Origin of the sequence: Kosakonia sp. LAM2021 (assembly GCF_016620385.1) — a bacterium.
Taxonomy (GTDB): Bacteria; Pseudomonadota; Gammaproteobacteria; order Enterobacterales; family Enterobacteriaceae; genus Kosakonia; species Kosakonia sacchari.
On the sequence record NZ_JAENHT010000002.1, the window covers coordinates 44,860 to 66,245 of the forward strand.

Below are 21,386 nucleotides of genomic sequence, written 5' to 3' on the forward strand. Positions count from 1 at the left end.
TTCCGTAGAGCTATGACTTTCTGTCAGGAGCTTTTCTTCTCGCGGCTATGCAAACCACGTTTCTCCAGACCACGGTAAATCAGCTGCTGCTGAATAATGGTCACCAGGTTGCTGACGATATAGTACAGCACCAGACCTGACGGGAACCACAGGAAGAACACCGTGAAGATGACCGGCATAAAGGTCATGATCTTCTGCTGCATCGGGTCGGTCACGGTGGTCGGCGACATCTTCTGAATGAAGAACATCGTTACGCCCATCAGGATCGGCAGGATGTAGTACGGGTCTTGCGCGGACAAGTCGTGGATCCACAGGGCGAACGGCGCGTGGCGCAACTCAACGGAACCCATCAGCATGTAGTACAGCGCGAGGAAGATTGGCATCTGAATCAGCAGCGGGAAACAGCCACCCAACGGGTTCACTTTTTCCGCTTTGTACATCGCCATCATTTCCTGGCTCATACGCTGCTTGTCATCGCCTAAACGCTCACGCATCGCCTGAATTTTCGGCTGCAGCATGCGCATTTTCGCCATGGAGGTGTACTGCGCTTTCGTCAGCGGGTACATGATGCCACGTACGATAAAGGTGATGGCGATGATGGCGAAGCCCCAGTTGCCGAGGAAGCTATGGATCCATTTCAGCAGTTTGAACAGCGGCTGAGAGATGAACCATAACCAGCCGTAATCCACGGTCAGATCCAGGTGAGGTGCCGCAGCAGCCATTTTGTCCTGAATCTCCGGGCCAACCCACAGGGTGCTGTTCAGCGCGGTAGTCTGGCCCGGCTGAACAATCACCGGCTGGGATTTGTAGCCGATAGCGGCCACGCCATTACCCAGATTGCTGGTGTAGAAGTTATTGGCACTGTTGCTGTTCGGGATCCACGCGGTAGCGAAATACTGTTGCAGCATCGCAACCCAGCCGCCATTGGAGCTGACGTTCAGGTTTTCGTTATCGGCGATGGTGTCGAATTTGTATTTCTCATACTTCGCGTCTGGCGTGGAGTACGCCGCGCCACGGAAAGTATGCAACGCAAAGTTGCTGCTGCCGGTATCACGATGAGTCGGTAAATTGATGGATTGCTTCAGCTGACCGAAGGCTGCTACTTCCAGCGGTTTTTCGCTGGCGTTCTGCACGTTATAGCCGACGTTCACCGTGTATTCACCGCGTTTCAGGGTGAAGACTTTGGTGAAGGTATTGCCAGCCGCATCGGTGTAGGTCAGCGGGATAGCCAGCTCGTTCTGACCATCAGCCAGCACAAACGCATCTTTTTCCACGTTATACAGCGGACGTGGACCGTTCGCCGGGTTATCCGGGCCATCACGACCTGTCAGGCCGCTTTGCGCCTGATAGATAAACTGCGGGGTTGTTTCCAACAGCTGGAACGGCTCGCTGGAACCCAGTTCTTTCGGGTAAGCCGGAAGCAGTGCCTGCTCAACATCACCACCACGGGTGTTGATGGTCAGCTCGAGCACATCGGTTTTAACCGTAATCAGTTTCCCCTGGCCACTGGCCGGAACGCCCTGGTCGGCTGCGTTACCCGCTGCGGTGGTCGTAGTCTGCGTGGTCTGCTGCTGCGCAGGAGGAGGATTTTTATCCTTCTCCCACGTTTGCCAGATCATGAAAGACACGAACAACAAAGCGATGATAAAAAGATTGCGTTGCGAATCCATCGTTAGTGTTCTCTGGTTTTAGAAGGTCCTGGCGGGACGGGATCGTCTCCACCCGGGTGTAAAGGGTGGCATTTTAATACGCGTTTCACTGTCAACCAACTGCCTTTTATCACTCCAAACCTGCGCAATGCCTCAATTCCATAGTGAGAGCAGGTTGGAGTGAAACGGCAGTGCGGCCCGAGTAGCGGACTAATCAGGCGTTGATAGACCCGAATGAGGGCTATCAGGACCCTTGAGCCTGGCGACAATGGCGGCGCCATAATTTTTCCAACGCTTCCGAGAGAGCACGGTTATCGAGGTCGGCAACCCCTTTCTTCGCCACCACCACAAAATCCATTGCCGGCAGTTCATGCTGGCGTAAACGGAAACTTTCACGCGTCAGACGTTTAATCCGATTGCGTTCATGGGCGCGTTTGACGTTTTTTTTGGCGACGGTAAGACCGATACGGGGATGCCCCAGCGAATTCAGGCGGCCGAGGATGGTGATTTGCGGCGTGCCAGCCCGTTGTGGCTGCTGGAAGACGAAAGTGAAATGAGTGGGAGTTAACAAACGTAACTCCCTGGGAAAAGCGAGCTTAACCACTCAGGGGTTAGCTTTATTACTTGGAAACGGTCAGACGTGCGCGGCCTTTAGCGCGACGACGAGCCAGAACCTGGCGACCATTTTTAGTAGCCATACGAGCACGGAAGCCGTGAGAACGGTTGCGCTTCAGTACAGACGGTTGAAAAGTGCGTTTCATGGCGGTTTCTACCTAAACTTGAATAAATTCACTGACTTTTGCGTATGCCTGAACGGATATCGAACGACTGGCGCGCAAGCCATGGGTAATTAAAGAGGCCGGATTGTAATAATTGTACACTCCGGAGTCAATTCTCTTTCCTTATTGCGCTCCTATTTTTGCACAGATCCGCACAAAAAATAAGCAGCATTCGACGCCCGAAGAAGAGCAAGACGCGCCGGGGGCAGAATTATACGGAGCCAACAGCAAAGCGCAAGGATCCTCCAGGATCTTCATTAGATCGTTTAAGCAATAAATCGGCGTTACTCATTAAATTTTCCAATATGCGGCGTAAATCGTCTCGCACGTCTGGTCGGATCGTTTACACTTACCCGATTCCGAATCGCCCTGTGGATAAATAGTGAAGAATCTGTGAGAAACACAAGATCTCTGCCTCGGTTTACGCTATGATCCGCGGTCCCGATCGCGATCCAGGATCGTGAGCAGGGCAAAAAACCGTAAATAGCGGTTCGCACGTCACCCGGTTGGGTCTTATCGACGTGTGTCAAAAAACATTAATGTTTCTGTCTTTACTATTTATCGATTTTCGTTCGAGTGGAGTCCGCCGTGTCACTTTCGCTTTGGCAGCAGTGTCTTGCCCGATTGCAGGATGAGTTACCAGCCACAGAATTTAGTATGTGGATACGCCCGTTGCAGGCGGAACTGAGCGATAACACGCTGGCTTTGTATGCGCCAAACCGTTTTGTCCTCGACTGGGTTAGGGACAAATACCTTAATAATATCAACGGGCTGCTGAATGACTTCTGCGGCACGGATGTTCCGCAGCTGCGTTTTGAAGTGGGCACCCGCCCGGTTAGCCAGACCCTGAAAGAACCTGCTGTTGTCGCTGCGCCCGCGCAGGCGGCGCAAGTGGTTGTGCAGCGTGCGGCACCTGCAGCTCGCCCTGGCTGGGATAATGTCCCGGCGCCGGCAGAACCGACCTACCGCTCAAACGTTAACGTGAAACATACCTTTGATAACTTCGTTGAAGGTAAGTCTAACCAGCTTGCTCGTGCGGCGGCTCGCCAGGTCGCGGATAACCCCGGCGGTGCGTATAACCCGTTGTTTTTATATGGCGGAACCGGTCTCGGTAAAACGCACTTGTTGCATGCGGTGGGTAACGGCATTGTGGCGCGAAAGCCCAACGCTAAAGTGGTGTATATGCACTCCGAGCGTTTTGTCCAGGACATGGTAAAAGCCCTGCAAAACAATGCGATCGAAGAGTTTAAACGCTACTACCGCTCCGTTGACGCCCTGCTGATCGACGATATTCAATTCTTTGCCAATAAAGAACGATCCCAGGAGGAGTTTTTCCACACCTTTAATGCCTTACTTGAAGGCAATCAGCAGATCATTTTGACGTCGGATCGTTATCCAAAAGAGATCAACGGCGTTGAGGATCGTCTAAAATCTCGCTTCGGCTGGGGGTTAACGGTGGCGATCGAGCCGCCGGAGCTGGAAACTCGCGTCGCGATCCTGATGAAAAAGGCCGACGAAAACGATATTCGTCTGCCGGGTGAAGTGGCCTTCTTTATTGCTAAGCGTCTGCGCTCTAACGTGCGTGAGCTGGAAGGGGCGCTGAACCGCGTTATCGCCAACGCCAATTTTACTGGTCGTGCGATTACTATCGATTTTGTCCGTGAGGCGCTGCGCGATTTGCTGGCGTTGCAGGAAAAACTGGTCACCATCGACAATATTCAAAAGACGGTGGCGGAGTATTACAAGATCAAGGTAGCGGATCTGCTGTCGAAGCGTCGATCCCGTTCGGTAGCCCGCCCGCGTCAGATGGCGATGGCGCTGGCGAAGGAGCTGACCAACCACAGTCTGCCGGAAATCGGCGATGCATTTGGTGGTCGCGACCATACTACCGTGCTGCACGCCTGCCGTAAGATTGAGCAGTTGCGTGAAGAAAGCCATGATATCAAAGAAGATTTTTCCAATTTAATCAGAACATTATCTTCGTGACGCTATGAAATTTACCGTTGAACGTGAACACTTATTAAAGCCGCTGCAACAGGTTAGCGGCCCGCTAGGCGGACGTCCGACGTTGCCTATCCTCGGTAATCTGCTGCTGCAGGTTACTGAAGGCGCGTTGTCGCTGACCGGCACCGATCTCGAAATGGAGATGGTGGCGCGTCTTGCATTAGTCCAGCCGCATGAACAGGGAGCGACCACCGTACCGGCGCGTAAATTCTTCGACATCTGTCGCGGTCTGCCGGAAGGCGCTGAAATCGCTGTGCAGCTGGAAGGCGAGCGTATGTTGATCCGTTCCGGGCGCAGTCGTTTCTCTCTTTCCACTCTGCCTGCTGCAGATTTCCCGAATCTGGACGACTGGCAAAGCGAAGTGGAGTTCACGCTCCCGCAGGCCACTATGAAACGCCTGATCGAAGCGACACAGTTTTCGATGGCGCATCAGGATGTACGTTACTACTTAAACGGCATGCTGTTTGAAACCGAAGGCGAAGAGTTGCGCACGGTTGCCACTGACGGCCACCGTCTGGCGGTCTGCTCGATGCCGATTGGTCAGGCGTTGCCGAACCATTCGGTGATCGTGCCGCGTAAAGGGGTGATTGAGCTGATGCGCATGCTCGACGGCGGTGATACGCCGCTGCGCGTGCAGATTGGCAGCAATAACATCCGTGCGCACGTTGGCGATTTCATTTTTACCTCCAAGCTTGTTGACGGCCGTTTCCCGGATTATCGCCGCGTATTGCCGAAAAACCCGGATAAAACTCTCGAAGCGGGCTGCGATTCGCTGAAACAGGCATTTGCTCGCGCAGCGATCCTCTCTAACGAGAAATTCCGCGGCGTGCGTCTGTATGTCAGTGAGAACCAGATTAAAATCACCGCCAACAACCCGGAGCAGGAAGAAGCGGAAGAGTTTCTCGATGTCACCTACGGCGGGAGCGAAATGGAGATCGGCTTTAACGTCAGCTATGTGCTGGACGTACTGAATGCGCTGAAATGTGAAAATGTGCGCATTCTGCTGACGGATTCGGTTTCGAGTGTGCAGATTGAGGATGCGGCGAGTCAAAGCGCAGCCTATGTTGTTATGCCAATGCGTTTGTAGTGATTAAAAGGGGCTGGTTTACTTGCCATTTCGCCTTCCGGCAGTGCTCGAAATGCTCACGTACTTCGTGTACGCTCCGCTTTCTGTGCGCTGGCGGTAAACGAACTGGCTGTGACACTCACGCCCCTGGACTGATGCTCTGAACTATGTCACTGACCCGCCTTCTTATTAAAGACTTCCGTAACATCGAGAATGCGGATCTCGCGCTCTCCCCTGGTTTTAATTTTCTGGTTGGTGCTAACGGCAGCGGCAAAACCAGCGTGCTGGAAGCGATCTATACGCTCGGACATGGGCGGGCGTTTCGCAGTTTGCAAATCGGTCGTGTGATACGCCATGAGCAGGAATCTTTTGTGCTGCACGGGCGTTTACAGGGCGAAGAGCGGGAAACGGCGATTGGCCTGACCAAAGACAAGCTCGGCGACAGCAAAGTGCGCATTGATGGCACCGACGGCCACAAAGTCGCGGAGCTGGCGCTGCTGATGCCGATGCAGCTGATCACGCCTGAGGGGTTTACTTTACTCAACGGCGGCCCCAAATACCGAAGAGCGTTCCTTGACTGGGGATGCTTTCACAACGAAACCGGTTTTTTCACCGCCTGGAGCAATCTCAAGCGTTTGCTGAAACAGCGTAACGCCGCGTTGCGCCAGGTGAGCCACTACGCGCAGCTTCGTCCGTGGGACAAAGAACTTATCCCGCTGGCCGAGCAAATCAGCCGCTGGCGTGCGGAATACAGCACCGCTATCGCTGAAGATATGGCGGATACCTGCCAACAATTTTTGCCGGAGTTCTCTCTCACCTTCTCTTTTCAGCGTGGCTGGGAGAAAGAGACGGACTATGGCGACGTGCTGGAGCGCAATTTTGAGCGCGATCGCATGCTGACCTACACCGCGCACGGCCCGCACAAGGCGGATTTCCGCATTCGTGCGGACGGCGCGCCGGTAGAAGATACGCTGTCGCGCGGGCAGCTAAAACTCCTCATGTGCGCGCTGCGTCTGGCGCAGGGCGAGTTTTTAACGCGCGAGAGCGGACGACGCTGTTTATACCTGATAGATGATTTTGCCTCAGAACTTGATGACGCGAAGCGCGGGCTGTTAGCCAGCCGCTTAAAAGCGACGCAGTCGCAGGTTTTCGTCAGCGCTATCAGCGCTGATCACGTGATGGACATGTCGGACAAAAATTCGAAGATGTTCACCGTGGAAAAGGGTAAAATAACGGATTAACCCAAGATTAAATGAGCGAGAAACGTTGATGTCGAATTCTTATGACTCCTCCAGTATCAAAGTCCTGAAAGGGCTGGATGCGGTACGTAAGCGCCCGGGCATGTATATCGGCGATACGGATGACGGCACCGGTCTGCACCACATGGTATTCGAGGTGGTAGATAACGCTATCGACGAAGCGCTCGCAGGGTACTGTAAAGATATTATCGTCACTATTCATAGCGATAACTCCGTCTCCGTACAGGATGATGGCCGTGGTATTCCGACCGGTATTCACCCGGAAGAGGGTGTTTCCGCGGCGGAAGTGATCATGACCGTTCTGCACGCAGGCGGTAAGTTCGACGATAACTCCTATAAAGTTTCCGGTGGCCTGCACGGCGTGGGTGTTTCCGTGGTTAACGCCCTGTCGCAGAAACTGGAGCTGGTTATCCAGCGCGATAACAAAATTCACCGCCAGATTTATGAGCATGGCGTTCCGCAGGCACCGCTGGCGGTTACCGGCGATACCGAAAAAACCGGGACGATGGTGCGTTTCTGGCCGAGCTATGAAACGTTTACCAACGTTATTGAATTCGAATATGAGATTCTGGCGAAGCGCCTGCGTGAACTGTCATTCCTGAACTCTGGTGTGTCTATTCGCCTGCGTGACAAGCGCGATGGCAAAGAAGATCACTTCCATTACGAAGGCGGCATCAAGGCGTTTGTTGAATACCTCAACAAGAACAAAACGCCGATCCACCCGAATATCTTCTATTTCTCCACCGAAAAAGACGGTATCGGCGTCGAAGTTGCGCTGCAATGGAACGATGGTTTCCAGGAAAACATCTACTGCTTTACCAACAACATTCCGCAGCGCGATGGCGGCACTCACCTTGCAGGCTTCCGCGCGGCGATGACCCGTACGCTGAATGCCTATATGGATAAAGAGGGCTACAGCAAGAAAGCCAAAGTCAGCGCCACCGGCGACGATGCCCGTGAAGGCCTGATTGCGGTGGTGTCTGTGAAAGTGCCGGACCCGAAATTCTCCTCGCAGACCAAAGATAAACTGGTTTCTTCCGAGGTGAAAACAGCGGTAGAACAGCAGATGAACGAACTGCTCAATGAATACCTGCTGGAAAACCCGTCCGACGCGAAAATCGTGGTAGGCAAAATTATCGACGCAGCACGTGCGCGTGAAGCGGCACGTAAAGCGCGTGAAATGACCCGCCGTAAAGGCGCGCTGGATCTTGCCGGCTTGCCAGGCAAACTGGCAGATTGCCAGGAGCGCGACCCGGCGTTGTCCGAACTCTACCTGGTGGAAGGGGACTCCGCGGGCGGTTCTGCGAAGCAGGGCCGTAACCGTAAAAACCAGGCGATTCTGCCGCTGAAAGGCAAAATCCTGAACGTTGAGAAAGCGCGTTTCGACAAGATGCTCTCTTCGCAGGAAGTGGCGACGCTTATTACGGCGCTGGGCTGCGGCATCGGTCGTGATGAGTACAACCCGGATAAACTGCGTTATCACAGCATCATCATCATGACCGATGCGGACGTCGATGGTTCGCACATCCGTACGCTGCTGCTGACATTCTTCTACCGTCAGATGCCGGAAATCGTTGAGCGCGGCCATGTCTACATTGCGCAGCCGCCGCTGTACAAAGTGAAGAAAGGCAAGCAGGAGCAGTACATCAAAGATGATGAAGCGATGGATCAATACCAGATCGCTATCGCGCTTGATGGCGCAACCCTGCATACCAACGCCAGCGCGCCTGCGTTAGCCGGTGAGCCGCTGGAAAAACTCGTCTCTGAGTACAACGCGGTGCAGAAAATGATTGGTCGCATGGAGCGCCGTTTCCCGCGCGCGCTGCTGAAAGAGCTGGTGTATCAGCCGACGCTGGCCGAAGCCGACCTTTCCGACGAACAGAAAGTGACTCGCTGGGTCAATGCCCTGGTTACTGAGCTTAACGAAAAAGAGCAGCACGGTAGCCAGTGGAAGTACGATGTGCGTGTTAATAGCGAGCTGAACCACTTCGAGCCGATTATTCGTGTACGTACTCACGGCGTCGACACGGATTATCCGCTGGATAACGAGTTTGTTGTCGGTGGCGAATACCGTCGTCTCTGCGCGTTGGGTGAAAAGCTGCGTGGTCTGATCGAAGAAGACGCCTTTATCGAACGCGGCGAGCGCCGTCAGCCGGTTGCCAGCTTCGAGCAGGCGCTGGACTGGCTGGTGAAAGAGTCCCGCCGTGGTCTCGCTATCCAGCGTTATAAAGGTCTGGGCGAAATGAACCCGGATCAGCTGTGGGAAACCACGATGGATCCGGACAGCCGCCGTATGCTGCGCGTGACCGTTAAAGACGCGATTGCTGCAGACCAGCTGTTCACCACGCTGATGGGCGATGCGGTTGAACCGCGCCGTGCCTTTATCGAAGAAAACGCCCTGAAAGCGGCGAATATCGATATCTGATCCGCTGTTTCCCCTCTCCATCCGGAGAGGGGAAAATCGAAAAGAGGCACTTCCCGCCCCGTTTCTATCCCCCTTTTCCCACCATCTCCGTGCTGTTTTTTGAGCGGAATCGCGTTAGCATGAGCCTGGAAATATCTCATCTGGGGATCTCATGGCTATCAAACTTATTGCAATCGATATGGACGGCACGCTGCTGCTGCCGGACCACACCATCTCTCCCGCAGTTAAAAACGCGATCGCCGCTGCGCGCGAACGCGGTATTAACGTGGTGCTGACCACCGGCCGGCCTTACGCGGGCGTACACAGCTACATGAAAGAGCTGCATATGGAACGGGAAGGGGATTATTGCATTACCTATAACGGCGCACTGGTACAGAATGCCAGCGATGGCAGCACCGTCGCGCAAACTGCGCTGAGCTATGATGATTATCGCTATCTGGAAAAACTCTCCCGCGAAGTGGGCTCCCACTTTCACGCGCTGGATCGCAACACACTCTACACTGCTAACCGCGACATCAGTTATTACACCGTGCATGAATCTTACGTCGCCACCATTCCATTGGTGTTCTGTGAAGCGGAAAAAATGGATCCGGCAATCCAGTTGCTGAAAGTGATGATGATTGATGAGCCAACCATTCTCGATCAGGCCATTGCCCGTATTCCGCAGGAAGTGAAAGAGAAATATACCGTGCTGAAAAGCGCGCCGTACTTCCTCGAAATCCTCGATAAACGCGTAAACAAAGGCACCGGCGTTAAATCGCTGGCCGATGCGCTGAATATCAAACAAGAGGAGATTATGGCGATTGGCGATCAGGAAAATGACATCGCGATGATTGAATACGCCGGCGTTGGCGTGGCAATGGATAACGCCATTCCCTCGGTGAAAGAGGCGGCGAATTTTGTCACCAAATCGAACCTGGAAGACGGCGTTGCCTACGCGATTGAGAAATTTGCGCTGAACTAAGCCGTAACATGCGCAAGGGCGCTACGCCCTTGCTGCGGTTGTCGGTTTTTCTGCGGTCAGTGGGATATGCGCAACACCGCTTTTCATGATCCATTTGCGTAACCATGGTGTGGTCAGAATGCGATTTTTGATGATTTTTCCCAGCAGTTTTACGCGTAATCCTCGCGTTTTTCGGCGATAGACGGTATTCGCATTGTCCGGCGTACTACAAAGCACGCCGCTGAGTATTTCGGCGCTATCCAGCGCATAACTGATGCCTTCGAGCGAGCTGGCGCTGATAAAACCAGCCGCTTCACCAATCAAAAAGGCATTATCTTCTCCACAGACAAAATCACCCCAGCGCGACGGGCATAACACCGTACATTTCTCGCTTTTCACCACTTCGCCGAAGCGGAAATCAAACGCTTCCAGCCGCGTTTTCAGCGCCTCAAAATTTTCACGGCTGTTTTTCAACGCAAACGCGCAGCCGAAAATAAAGTAGCCCTCCTTGCTGATGCTCCACGCGTAACAATCGGTGGTCGCGTTATCAAAAACGCAGGAGTAGAACGGCTGTGGATGTCGGTCTTTAAGCCACTGTTGCAGCGCGACATATTTACGAATTTCATGCGCCGGATAGATAACCCGCCTCACCATCGAATTTGCGCCGTCTGCACCCACCAGATGGCGGCATGACACAGTGGATTCCGCACCTTCGGCGCAAAATGTCAGATGCCAGAGATCGTTTTCGCGCCAGATTTTTCGGCACAGCGCATCGTGGTAAACGTTGACCGAGGGTGGAATCAACGATTTCATCCATAAATCAAACGCATGGCGATCGATATTCAGATAGCTGCGCTGATAGTTTCGCGTAATGCCACTTTGCACATCGACCGTACGCACGCTAAAAATCTGCGGATCGGCCATCACCTGCACCGGAAGCGTAATACCTGCACGGATAAACGCCCGCTGCGCATCGGGTGCCAGCAGCCCACCGCAAGGTTTTTTAAAGCCGCGATTGCCCTGCTGCTGCTTTTTATCCAGTGCGATAACGCTCAGGTTCCCGGCTAACTGCCGCGCCAGCGCTGCGCCTGCTGGCCCCAGACCGATTATTGCCACGTCAAAATGCTGCATTTTTTCCTCCTGTGTTGAGCGAGGAAGGCTAAACCGAGTCTGTGAAGTGACCGTGAAGTGCAGAGTAGGCGGATCCCGCGCATTGCGATACCCTGAGGCGACATTATGGCTTTAGGGTCTTTCCATGAAACAGCTCACCTTTGCCCCACGCAATCATCAACTTACCAATATCAACACCTGGACGGCGGACAGCCAGTGGCTGGTTTTTGATGTTCGTCCTTCTGGCGCATCGTTTACCGGTAAAACCATTGAGCGGGTCAATGTGCGCAACGGTGATGTTGAGGTGCTGTATACCGCAACACACGATGCGCATGTCGGGGTGGTGACGGTGAACCCTCGGGCGCAAGAGTATGTTTTTATCCACGGCCCGGAAAACCCGGATGCCAGCTGGCAGTATGATTTTCACCATCGGCGCGGCGTGGTATTGGCAAACGGTATTGCCCGTAATCTTGATGCGCTGGACATTACCGCGCCTTACACGCCCGGTGCGTTGCGCGGCGGCACACATGTGCATGTGTTCAGCCCGAATGGCGAGTTTGTGAGCTTCACATATAACGACCATGTATTGCACGCGCGCGATCCGGCCCTGGATTTACGCAATGTCGGCGTTGCGGTGCCGTTTGGCCCGGTAACGCCGCCTTGTACGCATCCACGCGAATATGGCGGAAGCCACTGGAGTGTTTTGGTCAGCCGCACGACGCCCGTGCCGCAACCGGGCAGCGATGAGATCAATCGCGCCTATGAAGAGGGTTGGGTGGGTAACCTGCGTCTGGCGTTTATCGGCGATACCTTATCGCTCAGCGGTGAAAAAGTGCCGGAGTTGTTTATTGTTGCGCTTCCCGGCGATGAGCTGGGCTGGAAAACACCGGGTGATACGCCGCTGGCGGGCAGCGAACAAACCCTTCCTGCGCCGCCAAAAGGTGTGATGCAAAAACGCCTGACGTTTACCCATCACCGCTGCTACCCAGGATTAGTGAATGTGCCGCGTCACTGGGTGCGCAGCAATCCGCAGGCCACGGCAATCGCCTTTCTGATGCGTGACGACAATGGCACTGTGCAATTGTGGCTGATAAGCCCGGACGGCGGTGAACCGCGCCAGTTAACGCATACCACACACGGAATTCAGTCAGCCTTTAACTGGCATCCTTCCGGCGAGGCGCTGGGGTTTGTGCTGGAAAATCGCCTCGCTATATGCGATGCGCAGCATGGCGATATCACCTTTTTGAGCGCCGATCATGCAAACCCGCCGTCGGCTGATGCGGTCGTGTTTTCACCGGATGGTAAGCAGATTGCCTGGATGGAAGAGGTGGACGGTTTCCGCCAGCTATGGATGACGGAAACCGGCTGGTAATTTAATGCGCCGGCATGGGCGCGGGTGGGATCACCGAATCGGTCGCCAGCGCGGCTTTCTCGCTCTGCTCCACCCGCGATTTAAGAGAATTATCGCGGCGGAAAAGATCCCACGGCAGCAACAGCGTATCCAGGATGGCGGTAAAGGGCATATCCAGCACCACCAGCGATTTCGTGCCTATGCCGGTGTCATCATCAGACAGCATCGCCGAACTGGCGCGTGTGCCGGGGTAGGTCCCCTCTTTGCCGCCAGTATGCGACATCACGCTTGAACATCCCGACAACACCATCCCGCTGAGCAATGCAGAAACTATCAGAATCGTTTTCATTTTCGATTTGTCATCGTTGTTTATTGTTTGAATGCTATCCGGGGGGTTATAGCCCCCCGAACGAGAAAGCGACAGCATTCGAGCTCCGCTCTGTGGCGGCATTCGCACTTTAACCATTTGTGCTGCAACCCCAGTCTATGCGTTGTGCCAGAAAGTGCAAAAAAAAGTCCAAATTGTGGGCTTGAAAACCTCTCCTTCAGCCACATTTTAGGAATGTAGCCCGGGAACATGCCGGAAGGGTGTTCGGCTACGTTAGTTGCCTGTCCATTGTGGAAGGCATAAAAATCTCGCTGATTTCAGGAGCTTTAACTATGCGTAACTTCGATCTTTCCCCGCTTTATCGTTCAGCCATTGGTTTTGACCGTCTGTTTAACCTGCTGGAAAACAACCAGAACCAGAGCAATGGCGGTTACCCTCCGTACAACGTCGAGTTAGTGGATGAAAACCACTATCGCATCGCTATTGCTGTGGCCGGTTTCGCTGAAAGCGAGCTGGAAATCACCGCCCAGGACAACCTGCTGGTGGTGAAAGGTTCCCATACCGACGAACAAAAAGAGCGCACTTATCTCTATCAGGGCATCGCCGAACGCAACTTCGAGCGCAAATTCCAGTTGGCGGAAAATATCCACGTGAAAGGCGCCAATCTGGTCAACGGCCTGCTGTATGTCGATTTAGAACGCGTGATCCCGGAAGAGAAAAAACCGCGTCGTATCGAAATTAACTAATTATGCAGGGTCGCGACTGGCGGCCCGTCCCAAACATGCTCGCCGACAGGGAGCATATGTGAGCTTACGCGCTCGCAGGTATTCACTCGCTTCTTAGAAGGAGAAACACAATGCGTAACTACGATTTATCCCCGCTGCTGCGTCAATGGATCGGCTTCGACAAACTGGCTAACGCCCTGCAAACCACCAGTGAGCAACAGGCATTTCCGCCCTACAACATTGAGAAGGGTGATGACAATCACTACCGCATTACCCTCGCGCTGGCGGGTTTTCGCCAGGAAGAACTGGATATCCAGCTGGAAAATGGGCGCTTAACCGTTAAAGGTACGCCGGAAAAACCGGCTAACGAGCCGAAATGGCTGCATCAGGGGCTGGTGATCCAGCCGTTTAGCCTGAGCTTTACGCTGGCCGACTATATGGAAGTCTCCGGCGCGACCTTCACCAACGGCCTGCTGCATATCGATCTGTTGCGTAACGTACCGGAAAGCGCCGCGCCACAGCGTATTGCCATCAGCAATCGCCCGGCGTTAAACAGCTAACGGTCAATAACGAAAAGGCTCCGCATGCGGAGCCTTTTTTGTTTATGCCCGCACGCTCTGCAAGAAGCGGTGACGCCAGGGTTTCAGCACAAAAAACGCCAACAGCGCGCAGAGAATATCCAGCGTAATGGCGCAGCCAAACACCAGATCCCAGCTACCGGTTTTCTGGTACAGCAGCGCCGCCAGCGGGCCGCCGAAAATCGAACCAATTCCCTGAGAAATATAGAGCCAGCCGTAATTCGCGGTGGCATGCTGCGTGCCAAAGGTGTCGGTGAGCGTGGCGGGAAACAGGGAGAAAATCTCGCCCCAGCCGAAAAATACCACCCCGGAAAGCAGCACAAACAGCAGCGGATCGTCTTTGCACAGCAACCACAGCGCCATTGCGCAGCCTTCCAGACCAAAGGCGATAAACATCATGTTTTCCCGGCCAATCCGGTCAGAAATATAACCGCACACCGGGCGCGTTAGCCCATTCATAAAACGGTCAATAGTCATTGCCAGCGGCAACGCTGCCATGCCCATTACCGTTACGGCGGTGATGCCGAAATCCTCAGCGAAAATGGCCATCTGCGACGTCACCATCAGTCCTGAGGTAGACATCATGGTCATCATCGCAAACATCAACCAGAACAGCGGCTTGCGCAGCATCTCTTTCGGCGCAAAACTTCTGTCGCTCATCTTCAGGTTACTGGTGACGTCTTCTGTTCGGCTGCTGTACGGTGCCCGCAGCCCCTGGCTGGCGAGAAACCCGATGACCGCCATCAGTAGACCAAATTGCCACAGCGTATTCTCCAGCCCTTTGGCGGCCAGCGATTGCGTCACCGGGAAAGTCGTCAGAATTGCGCCCATACCGTAGCCCGCCGCCACCATCCCTGTGGCAAATCCGCGTTTTTCCGGGAACCATCGCACCATCAGGCCAACCACGCCGATATAAACAATGCCGGTGCCAAGGCCGCCCAGTACGCCGTAATAGAGATAGAGTTCCGTCAGGCTGCTGATGGTGGCGGTCAGCATCCAGCTAACGCCGCTGAACACCGTGCCGATGGCAATTAGCCGGCGTGGGCCAAACTTATCAATTAATCGCCCCTGAAAGGGGGAGAAGAAGGTTTGCAGAATAATCAGCAGCGAAAAGGTGAGCTGTATTTCCGCCAGGGGTACGTGTAGTTTTTCCATAAACGGTCGCGTCAGCAGTGCCCAGACATACTGCGGGCTGGAAATGGAAACCATGCACACCAGGCCCAGCGCCAGTTGCATCCACTTTTTCGGGCTTGCTACCACCACGTTGGTCAATGTTGTATTTGTCATTCTGCCACCCTGTTGTTAACAAAAGTGGTCTTTTGCATTAACTATGCCATAACCTATTGTTGCGGTTGGGATTGCGCCGATGCTTAGCAGGCATAGGGTTTGAGCCCATCAAGAAGCGGTCAGACAGGTGAATAGCACTGCTTTGATTCGGGGCAACCGTCGTTTGCTGGTGCAATTTTCGCCACATCACGAAGCAGAGAAAATCCCTGCACTTTGTGCAGCATCACCCATACAGTTATTACAGCTTCTGCCAATATTCCTGTAGTCATCATGTACAGGGAAAAGATCATGAGTGATATCGCGTTAACCGTAAGCGTTCTGGCACTCGTTGCTGTCGTCGGGTTATGGATAGGTAACCTGAAGATTCGCGGCGTCGGGTTTGGCATCGGTGGTGTGCTGTTCGGTGGGATAATCGTCGGCCACTTTGTGGATCAACTGGGCATTCCGTTGAGTAGCCCAATGTTGTTGTTTGTGCAGGAGTTCGGCCTGATCCTGTTTGTTTATACCATCGGCATTCAGGTGGGGCCTGGCTTCTTCGCCTCGTTACGCGTCTCCGGCCTGCGGCTGAATCTGTTCGCTATTCTGATCGTGCTTCTCGGCGGCCTTGTCACCGCCATTTTGTATAAGCTGTTCGCCATTCCGTTGCCGGTGGTGCTGGGGATTTTCTCCGGCGCGGTCACCAACACCCCGGCGCTCGGCGCAGGGCAACAAATCCTGCGTGATTTGGGCATTGCAGGCCCGGTGCTGGATCAGATGGGCATGAGTTACGCGATGGCGTATCCGTTCGGTATCTGCGGGATTTTGCTCAGCATGTGGTTACTGCGCGTGCTGTTCCGCATCAATGTGGATGAGGAAGCACGTAAGCACGATGCCACGCTCAGTAACGGTACATCGCTGATTCGCACCATTAATATTCGCGTGGAAAACCCGAATCTCAACAAGATGGCGATTCAGGACGTGCCCATCCTCAACAGCGATAAAATCATCTGCTCGCGCCTAAAACGCGGTGAGTTGTTGATGGTGCCTGCGCCGGGCACGCTGATTGAAGCCGGAGACTTACTGCATCTGGTGGGGTTACCGAAAGATCTGCATAACGCTCAACTGGTTATCGGTCAGGAAGTTGATGTCTCGTTATCCACGCGCGGTACGGATTTGCGGGTAGAGCGCGTGGTGGTCACCAACGAAAAGGTGCTGGGGAAGAAAATCCGCGATCTGCACTTTAAAGAGCGCTACGACGTCGTAATCTCGCGCCTTAACCGCGCCGGGGTTGAGCTGGTGGCCAGCAGCGATGCCAGCCTGCAGTTCGGCGATATTCTCAACCTCGTAGGGCGACCATCGGCGATTGACGCCGTCGCTAATGAAGTTGGCAATGCGCAGCATAAACTGCAACAAGTGCAGATGCTGCCGGTGTTTATCGGTATTGGCCTCGGTGTGTTACTGGGATCGGTACCGGTGTTTATCCCCGGTTTTCCTGCGGCGCTAAAACTGGGTCTGGCCGGTGGGCCGCTGATTATGGCGCTGATCCTTGGGCGTATCGGCAGTATCGGCAAGTTGTACTGGTTTATGCCGCCCAGCGCCAACCTGGCGCTGCGGGAACTGGGCATTGTGCTGTTTCTGGCGGTGGTTGGGCTGAAATCGGGCGGGGATTTTATCGCCACGCTGACCCACGGCGATGGCGTGAAATGGATGTGTTACGGCATTTTCATTACTGCCGTTCCGCTAATAACCGTCGGTTTGCTGGCGCGGATGTTGGCGAAGATGAACTACCTGACCTTATGCGGCATGTTGGCCGGGTCGATGACCGATCCGCCCGCGCTGGCCTTCGCTAACGCGCTGCACCCTACCAGCGGCGCGGCGGCACTCGCCTATGCGACGGTCTATCCATTGGTGATGTTTTTGCGCATTATCACGCCGCAATTACTGGCGGTGATCTTCTGGGGAATGGGGTAACAGCGTTTCCGGGTGGATACGCCGCAAATGGTAATCCACCTGGTAATCGCGGGTGTTACGAAACATCACCGAGTAGTTAAGAAACTCGCCGCTGTCGCTGTAGGAAAGGGAGGTGATGCGCAGCAGCGGCGTTTGCTCCTGGATGTTCAATGTTTGCGCCAGTTGCTTATCCGCCAGCACCGGTGTCAGGCTTTCGTAGTTGCCACTAATCGTTATGCCGCACTCTTTTTCAATGTAATCAAACTTTGACCCTTCAAGGTGCGCCAATGAGAGCGTGCGGAACAGTTTCACCGGCATATAACTATCTTCCAGCATCAACGGCTTGCCCTCGACATAGCGAACCCGGCGCGAAAAGTAGATGCGTTCATTGATTTGGATGCGTAACTGGCTGGCTATCGCTGGTGGCGCAGGCATTACTTCAAACAGCAGCACTTTGCTGTACACCTCTTTGCCTTGTTGGCGCAGCACCTCTACCAGCCCGGTAAGATTGGTGGTTTCATGGTGCACATCCTTGCGCGCAACAAAAGTACCGCTGCCGTGACGGCGCACCACCAACCCCCACACCACCAGCAGATCAATGGCTTTTCGGATAGTCATTCGCGCTACGCCAAACTCCTGCGCCAGCGTTTTTTCACCCGGCAAGGGACTACCAACGTTGTAATCCGATGAATTGAGCCGCAGACGTAGCCGCTCGGCTATCGATTTGTAGATCACCTGTAGACCTCTTTACGCCTCTTTATCAGAACAGCCATCACTGACATGCCTATTTTTAATTCAAAAAGTAGACCTGAAGGGGCGAAATAAAACCATGAAAGGGATCACGGAACGCAGCGGCGTGTCCTGCCTGCAAGAAGGTGAATTCTTATGCTCATTTCAGGCCACTAAAACAAAACAAGGCCTCTCCCCCTACAGGTTGTTTCATGAGGATTTAACTATGCTCAGTCAAATACAACGTTTCGGCGGCGCAATGTTTACCCCGGTGCTGCTTTTTCCCTTCGCGGGCATGGTGGTGGGCATCGCCATTATGCTGCGCAACCCGCTTTTCGTCGGTGAAGCATTAACCGCGCCCGATAACCTTTTCGCGCAGATTGTGCACATTATCGAAGAGGGCGGCTGGACCGTGTTTCGTAATATGCCGCTGCTGTTTGCCGTTGGTTTACCGATTGGCCTGGCAAAGCAAGCGCAGGGGCGCGCCTGCCTGGCTGTGCTGATCAGCTTTTTGACCTGGAACTACTTTATCAACGCGATGGGAATGACCTGGGGTCACTTCTTTGGCGTGGATTTCTCCGCAGAACCGACGGCAGGCAGTGGCTTAACGCTGATTGCCGGGATTAAAACGCTCGATACCAGCATTATTGGCGCGATTGTGATTTCCGGCATTGTGACCGCCATTCATAACCGTTTTTTTGAAAAGCCATTACCGGTCTTTCTGGGGATTTTCCAGGGCACTTCGTTTGTGGTGATTATCGCGTTTCTGGTGATGATCCCCTGCGCGTGGTTAACCCTGCTCGGCTGGCCGAAAGTGCAATTGGGCATTGAATCCTTACAGGCCTTTTTACGCTCTGCCGGTGCGTTGGGCGTGTGGGTGTATACCTTCCTCGAACGCATTCTGATCCCGACCGGGTTGCATCATTTTGTCTATGGTCCGTTTATCTTCGGCCCGGCGGCAGTGGAAGGTGGCATCCAGGTTTACTGGGCGCAGCACTTACAAGAATTCAGCCAGAGCACTGAGCCGCTGAAAGCCTTGTTCCCGGAAGGCGGATTTGCGCTGCACGGGAATTCCAAAGTGTTCGGTTCTGTCGGTATCGCGCTGGCATTGTGGTACACCGCCGCGCCGGAAAACCGCGTCAAAGTTGCCGGCCTGCTGATCCCCGCCACGCTCACTGCTGTACTGGTGGGGATCACCGAACCGCTGGAGTTCACTTTTCTGTTTATCTCGCCGCTGCTGTTCGCCGTTCACGCCGTACTCGCCGCGTCCATGGCGACGGTGATGTACAGCTTCGGCGTAGTCGGCAACATGGGCGGCGGGCTGCTCGACCAGTTCCTGCCGCAAAACTGGATCCCGATGTTCCATAACCATGCGGCGATGGTGTTCACCCAAATCGCCATTGGTCTGTGCTTTACCGCGCTCTACTTCGTGGTTTTCCGCACATTGATTGTGCGCTTTAACCTGAAAACCCCGGGCCGGGAAGAGAGCGAAATCAAGCTCTACAGCAAAGCCGACTACAAAGCCGCGCGCGGGCAAACCACGGCGGCAGCGAATACCCAACTCGGTCAGGCCGCCGGTTTCCTGCAGGCACTGGGTGGCAGCGCAAATATAGAAAGCGTAAATAACTGCGCCACAAGGCTGCGTATCGCGCTGATCGATATGGCGAAAACGCAAAGTGATGACGTCTTTAAAGCACTGGGTGCGCACGGTGTGGTACGTCGCGGCAACGGCATCCAGGTGATTGTCGGGCTGCATGTCCCGCAGGTGCGCGACCAAATCGAATCGTTAATGAAAACCCCTTTAACCCCCGAACCATCTACCATGACAGAGGCTGTATCATGAAAAAATTCTCCGTTGTTATTGCCGGTGGCGGCAGCACCTTTACGCCGGGTATTGTTTTAATGCTGCTGGCTAATCGCGAGCGTTTTCCGCTGCGGGCGCTGAAGTTCTATGACAATGACGGCGCGCGCCAGGAAACCATCGCCGAAGCCTGCAAAGTCATCCTGCGGGAGCAGGCACCGGATATCGAATTTAGCTACACCACCGATCCGAAAACGGCCTTTACCGATGTCGACTTTGTGATGGCGCACATCCGCGTAGGCAAATATCCGATGCGCGAACAGGATGAAAAAATCCCGTTGCGCCACGGCGTTGTCGGGCAGGAAACCTGTGGGCCTGGCGGCATTGCTTACGGCATGCGCTCGATTGGCGGTGTGCTGGAGCTGGTGGACTATATGGAAAAATACTCCCCGAATGCCTGGATGCTGAACTACTCCAACCCGGCGGCAATCGTGGCAGAAGCGACGCGCCGCCTACGTCCGCAGGCCAAAATCCTCAATATCTGCGATATGCCGATCGGGATAGAAGGGCGCATGGCGCAGATTGTGGGCCTGCAAGATCGCAAACAGATGCGGGTGCGCTATTACGGGCTCAACCACTTTGGCTGGTGGACATCGATTGAAGATTTGGACGGCAACGATTTAATGCCGAAATTACGCGAATATGTGGCGAAAAATGGCTATGTACCACCTGCAAAAGATGAGCATACCGAAGCAAGCTGGAACGACACGTTCGCCAAAGCGAAAGATGTGCAGGCGCTTGATCCGGATACGATGCCGAACACCTATCTGAAGTATTACCTCTTCCCGGATTATGTGGTGGCGCACTCCAACCCTGAACGTACGCGTGCCAATGAAGTGATGGATCACCGTGAAAAACAGGTGTTTGGTTCCTGTCGCGCCATTATCGAAGCGGGTAAATCATCGGCAGGGGAGCTGGAAATTGACGAACATGCGTCGTATATCGTCGATCTGGCAACCGCCATTGCCTTTAACACCCAGGAGCGCATGTTGCTGATTGTGCCGAACAACGGCGCGATCCATAACTTTGATGCCGACGCGATGGTGGAAATCCCCTGCCTGGTGGGTAAAAACGGCCCGCAACCGCTCACGGTGGGCGATATCCCGCATTTCCAGAAGGGGCTGATGAGCCAGCAGGTCGCCGTGGAAAAACTGGTGGTCGATGCCTGGGAGCAGCGCTCGTATCAGAAGTTGTGGCAGGCGATAACCTTGTCCAAAACGGTTCCGAGCGCTTCTGTCGCCAAAGCCATTCTGGATGATTTAGTCGAAGCCAATAAAGCGTTCTGGCCTGAGCTGCATTAATCCCCGCGACCGGCATCGTCAGGATGCCGGTCCAAATATGAAACGTGTCGAAAAAATTCACA

The 21,386-nt window shown here is 54.1% G+C and carries 19 protein-coding genes and 1 other annotated feature; of the genes, 11 read left to right on the top strand and 8 right to left on the bottom strand.

What is annotated here, in order from left to right; all coding sequences use genetic code 11:
* Window positions 1–23: 23 nt before the first annotated feature.
* The 4 genes from yidC to rpmH are packed head-to-tail and all read right to left on the bottom strand — an operon-like array spanning window position 24 to window position 2,410.
* Window positions 24–1,670 (bottom strand): membrane protein insertase YidC, encoded by a 1,647-nt coding sequence (gene yidC, locus JKP81_RS06665; RefSeq protein ID WP_065369724.1) that lies wholly within the window; start codon window positions 1,668–1,670, stop codon window positions 24–26.
* A 2-nt stretch (window positions 1,671–1,672) separates the two neighbouring features.
* Window positions 1,673–1,930 (bottom strand): membrane protein insertion efficiency factor YidD, encoded by a 258-nt coding sequence (gene yidD / locus JKP81_RS06670; protein WP_017458070.1) that lies wholly within the window; start codon window positions 1,928–1,930, stop codon window positions 1,673–1,675.
* On the bottom strand, window positions 1,894–2,253 hold the full coding sequence (gene rnpA / locus JKP81_RS06675; protein ID WP_200551105.1) for a ribonuclease P protein component: 360 nt from the start codon (window positions 2,251–2,253) through the stop codon (window positions 1,894–1,896). The genes yidD and rnpA overlap by 37 nt, the downstream gene beginning before the upstream one ends.
* 16 nt (window positions 2,254–2,269) lie before the next feature.
* Window positions 2,270–2,410 (bottom strand): 50S ribosomal protein L34, encoded by a 141-nt coding sequence (gene rpmH, locus JKP81_RS06680; protein WP_000831330.1) that lies wholly within the window; start codon window positions 2,408–2,410, stop codon window positions 2,270–2,272.
* Window positions 2,411–3,016: 606 nt separating this feature from the next.
* Here rpmH and dnaA point away from each other — a divergent pair.
* From dnaA to yidA, 5 genes are all read left to right on the top strand, one after another.
* Window positions 3,017–4,414 carry a chromosomal replication initiator protein DnaA gene (gene dnaA, locus JKP81_RS06685; RefSeq protein WP_017458072.1) on the top strand — a complete coding sequence of 466 codons (1,398 nt, stop codon included), beginning with the start codon at window positions 3,017–3,019 and terminating at the stop codon, window positions 4,412–4,414.
* 4 nt (window positions 4,415–4,418) lie between these two features.
* A complete protein-coding gene (dnaN, locus tag JKP81_RS06690) occupies window positions 4,419–5,519 on the top strand; it encodes a DNA polymerase III subunit beta (protein ID WP_065369723.1) in 1,101 nt (366 codons plus the stop codon).
* Between the two features lie 146 nt (window positions 5,520–5,665).
* A complete protein-coding gene (recF, locus tag JKP81_RS06695) occupies window positions 5,666–6,739 on the top strand; it encodes a DNA replication/repair protein RecF (RefSeq protein WP_017458074.1) in 1,074 nt (357 codons plus the stop codon).
* A 28-nt stretch (window positions 6,740–6,767) separates the two neighbouring features.
* Window positions 6,768–9,182, top strand: coding sequence for a DNA topoisomerase (ATP-hydrolyzing) subunit B (gene gyrB, locus JKP81_RS06700; protein WP_200551106.1), 2,415 nt, complete (start codon window positions 6,768–6,770; stop codon window positions 9,180–9,182).
* Between the two features lie 151 nt (window positions 9,183–9,333).
* Entirely contained in the window at window positions 9,334–10,146 is an 813-nt protein-coding gene (yidA, locus tag JKP81_RS06705; RefSeq protein WP_200551107.1) for a sugar-phosphatase, read from the top strand.
* A 21-nt stretch (window positions 10,147–10,167) separates the two neighbouring features.
* On the opposite strand, the gene JKP81_RS06710 is transcribed toward yidA, so the two are convergent.
* Window positions 10,168–11,256: an FAD-binding protein gene (locus JKP81_RS06710; RefSeq protein WP_200551108.1), complete on the bottom strand. Its 1,089-nt coding sequence runs from the start codon at window positions 11,254–11,256 to the stop codon at window positions 10,168–10,170.
* A gap of 124 nt (window positions 11,257–11,380) precedes the next feature.
* Between JKP81_RS06710 and JKP81_RS06715 the strand changes: the two genes are divergently transcribed.
* Entirely contained in the window at window positions 11,381–12,607 is a 1,227-nt protein-coding gene (locus JKP81_RS06715) for a DUF3748 domain-containing protein (protein WP_200551109.1), read from the top strand.
* 1 nt (window position 12,608) lies between these two features.
* On the opposite strand, the gene JKP81_RS06720 is transcribed toward JKP81_RS06715, so the two are convergent.
* The gene (locus JKP81_RS06720) at window positions 12,609–12,935 is read right to left on the bottom strand and encodes a YceK/YidQ family lipoprotein (protein WP_200551110.1); all 327 of its coding nucleotides are present in this window, start codon (window positions 12,933–12,935) and stop codon (window positions 12,609–12,611) included.
* A 242-nt stretch (window positions 12,936–13,177) separates the two neighbouring features.
* Window positions 13,178–13,253: a sequence feature (ROSE (Repression Of Heat Shock gene Expression) occurs in the 5'-region of heat shock genes and acts as an RNA thermometer to modulate expression.), on the top strand.
* Here JKP81_RS06720 and ibpA point away from each other — a divergent pair.
* Window positions 13,247–13,660, top strand: coding sequence for a small heat shock chaperone IbpA (gene ibpA / locus JKP81_RS06725; protein WP_017458080.1), 414 nt, complete (start codon window positions 13,247–13,249; stop codon window positions 13,658–13,660). It overlaps the preceding feature by 7 nt.
* Before the next feature lie 110 nt (window positions 13,661–13,770).
* Window positions 13,771–14,199 carry a small heat shock chaperone IbpB gene (ibpB, locus tag JKP81_RS06730; protein ID WP_200551111.1) on the top strand — a complete coding sequence of 143 codons (429 nt, stop codon included), beginning with the start codon at window positions 13,771–13,773 and terminating at the stop codon, window positions 14,197–14,199.
* A gap of 42 nt (window positions 14,200–14,241) precedes the next feature.
* On the opposite strand, the gene oxlT is transcribed toward ibpB, so the two are convergent.
* Window positions 14,242–15,504, bottom strand: coding sequence for an oxalate/formate MFS antiporter (oxlT, locus tag JKP81_RS06735; RefSeq protein ID WP_200551112.1), 1,263 nt, complete (start codon window positions 15,502–15,504; stop codon window positions 14,242–14,244).
* A 288-nt stretch (window positions 15,505–15,792) separates the two neighbouring features.
* Here oxlT and JKP81_RS06740 point away from each other — a divergent pair, with 288 nt between their 5' ends.
* Window positions 15,793–17,454: a putative transporter gene (locus JKP81_RS06740; RefSeq protein ID WP_200551113.1), complete on the top strand. Its 1,662-nt coding sequence runs from the start codon at window positions 15,793–15,795 to the stop codon at window positions 17,452–17,454.
* On the opposite strand, the gene JKP81_RS06745 is transcribed toward JKP81_RS06740, so the two are convergent.
* Complete coding sequence (locus JKP81_RS06745; RefSeq protein WP_200551114.1) at window positions 17,422–18,168, bottom strand: GntR family transcriptional regulator; 747 nt, start codon at window positions 18,166–18,168, stop codon at window positions 17,422–17,424. The genes JKP81_RS06740 and JKP81_RS06745 overlap by 33 nt on opposite strands.
* A gap of 220 nt (window positions 18,169–18,388) precedes the next feature.
* Between JKP81_RS06745 and JKP81_RS06750 the strand changes: the two genes are divergently transcribed.
* Both JKP81_RS06750 and JKP81_RS06755 read left to right on the top strand, forming a co-directional pair.
* Window positions 18,389–20,005, top strand: a complete 1,617-nt coding sequence (locus tag JKP81_RS06750; RefSeq protein WP_200551115.1) for an alpha-glucoside-specific PTS transporter subunit IIBC — start codon at window positions 18,389–18,391, stop codon at window positions 20,003–20,005.
* Window positions 20,002–21,324 (top strand): 6-phospho-alpha-glucosidase, encoded by a 1,323-nt coding sequence (locus tag JKP81_RS06755; protein ID WP_200551116.1) that lies wholly within the window; start codon window positions 20,002–20,004, stop codon window positions 21,322–21,324. The genes JKP81_RS06750 and JKP81_RS06755 overlap by 4 nt, the downstream gene beginning before the upstream one ends.
* Window positions 21,325–21,386 lie beyond the last annotated feature (62 nt).

What these genes read in the sequence shown, in the direction of transcription:
- JKP81_RS06710 (WP_200551108.1), bottom strand. Translation starts at nt 11,256, where the DNA reads ATGCAGCATTTTGACGTGGCAATAATCGGTCTGGGGCCAGCAGGCGCA.
- JKP81_RS06715 (WP_200551109.1), top strand. Translation starts at nt 11,381, where the DNA reads ATGAAACAGCTCACCTTTGCCCCACGCAATCATCAACTTACCAATATC.
- recF (WP_017458074.1), top strand. Translation starts at nt 5,666, where the DNA reads ATGTCACTGACCCGCCTTCTTATTAAAGACTTCCGTAACATCGAGAAT.
- dnaN (WP_065369723.1), top strand. Translation starts at nt 4,419, where the DNA reads ATGAAATTTACCGTTGAACGTGAACACTTATTAAAGCCGCTGCAACAG.
- JKP81_RS06755 (WP_200551116.1), top strand. Translation starts at nt 20,002, where the DNA reads ATGAAAAAATTCTCCGTTGTTATTGCCGGTGGCGGCAGCACCTTTACG.
- ibpA (WP_017458080.1), top strand. Translation starts at nt 13,247, where the DNA reads ATGCGTAACTTCGATCTTTCCCCGCTTTATCGTTCAGCCATTGGTTTT.
- JKP81_RS06740 (WP_200551113.1), top strand. Translation starts at nt 15,793, where the DNA reads ATGAGTGATATCGCGTTAACCGTAAGCGTTCTGGCACTCGTTGCTGTC.
- yidD (WP_017458070.1), bottom strand. Translation starts at nt 1,930, where the DNA reads ATGGCGCCGCCATTGTCGCCAGGCTCAAGGGTCCTGATAGCCCTCATT.
- rpmH (WP_000831330.1), bottom strand. Translation starts at nt 2,410, where the DNA reads ATGAAACGCACTTTTCAACCGTCTGTACTGAAGCGCAACCGTTCTCAC.
- JKP81_RS06720 (WP_200551110.1), bottom strand. Translation starts at nt 12,935, where the DNA reads ATGAAAACGATTCTGATAGTTTCTGCATTGCTCAGCGGGATGGTGTTG.
- JKP81_RS06750 (WP_200551115.1), top strand. Translation starts at nt 18,389, where the DNA reads ATGCTCAGTCAAATACAACGTTTCGGCGGCGCAATGTTTACCCCGGTG.
- gyrB (WP_200551106.1), top strand. Translation starts at nt 6,768, where the DNA reads ATGTCGAATTCTTATGACTCCTCCAGTATCAAAGTCCTGAAAGGGCTG.
- yidA (WP_200551107.1), top strand. Translation starts at nt 9,334, where the DNA reads ATGGCTATCAAACTTATTGCAATCGATATGGACGGCACGCTGCTGCTG.
- ibpB (WP_200551111.1), top strand. Translation starts at nt 13,771, where the DNA reads ATGCGTAACTACGATTTATCCCCGCTGCTGCGTCAATGGATCGGCTTC.
- oxlT (WP_200551112.1), bottom strand. Translation starts at nt 15,504, where the DNA reads ATGACAAATACAACATTGACCAACGTGGTGGTAGCAAGCCCGAAAAAG.
- yidC (WP_065369724.1), bottom strand. Translation starts at nt 1,670, where the DNA reads ATGGATTCGCAACGCAATCTTTTTATCATCGCTTTGTTGTTCGTGTCT.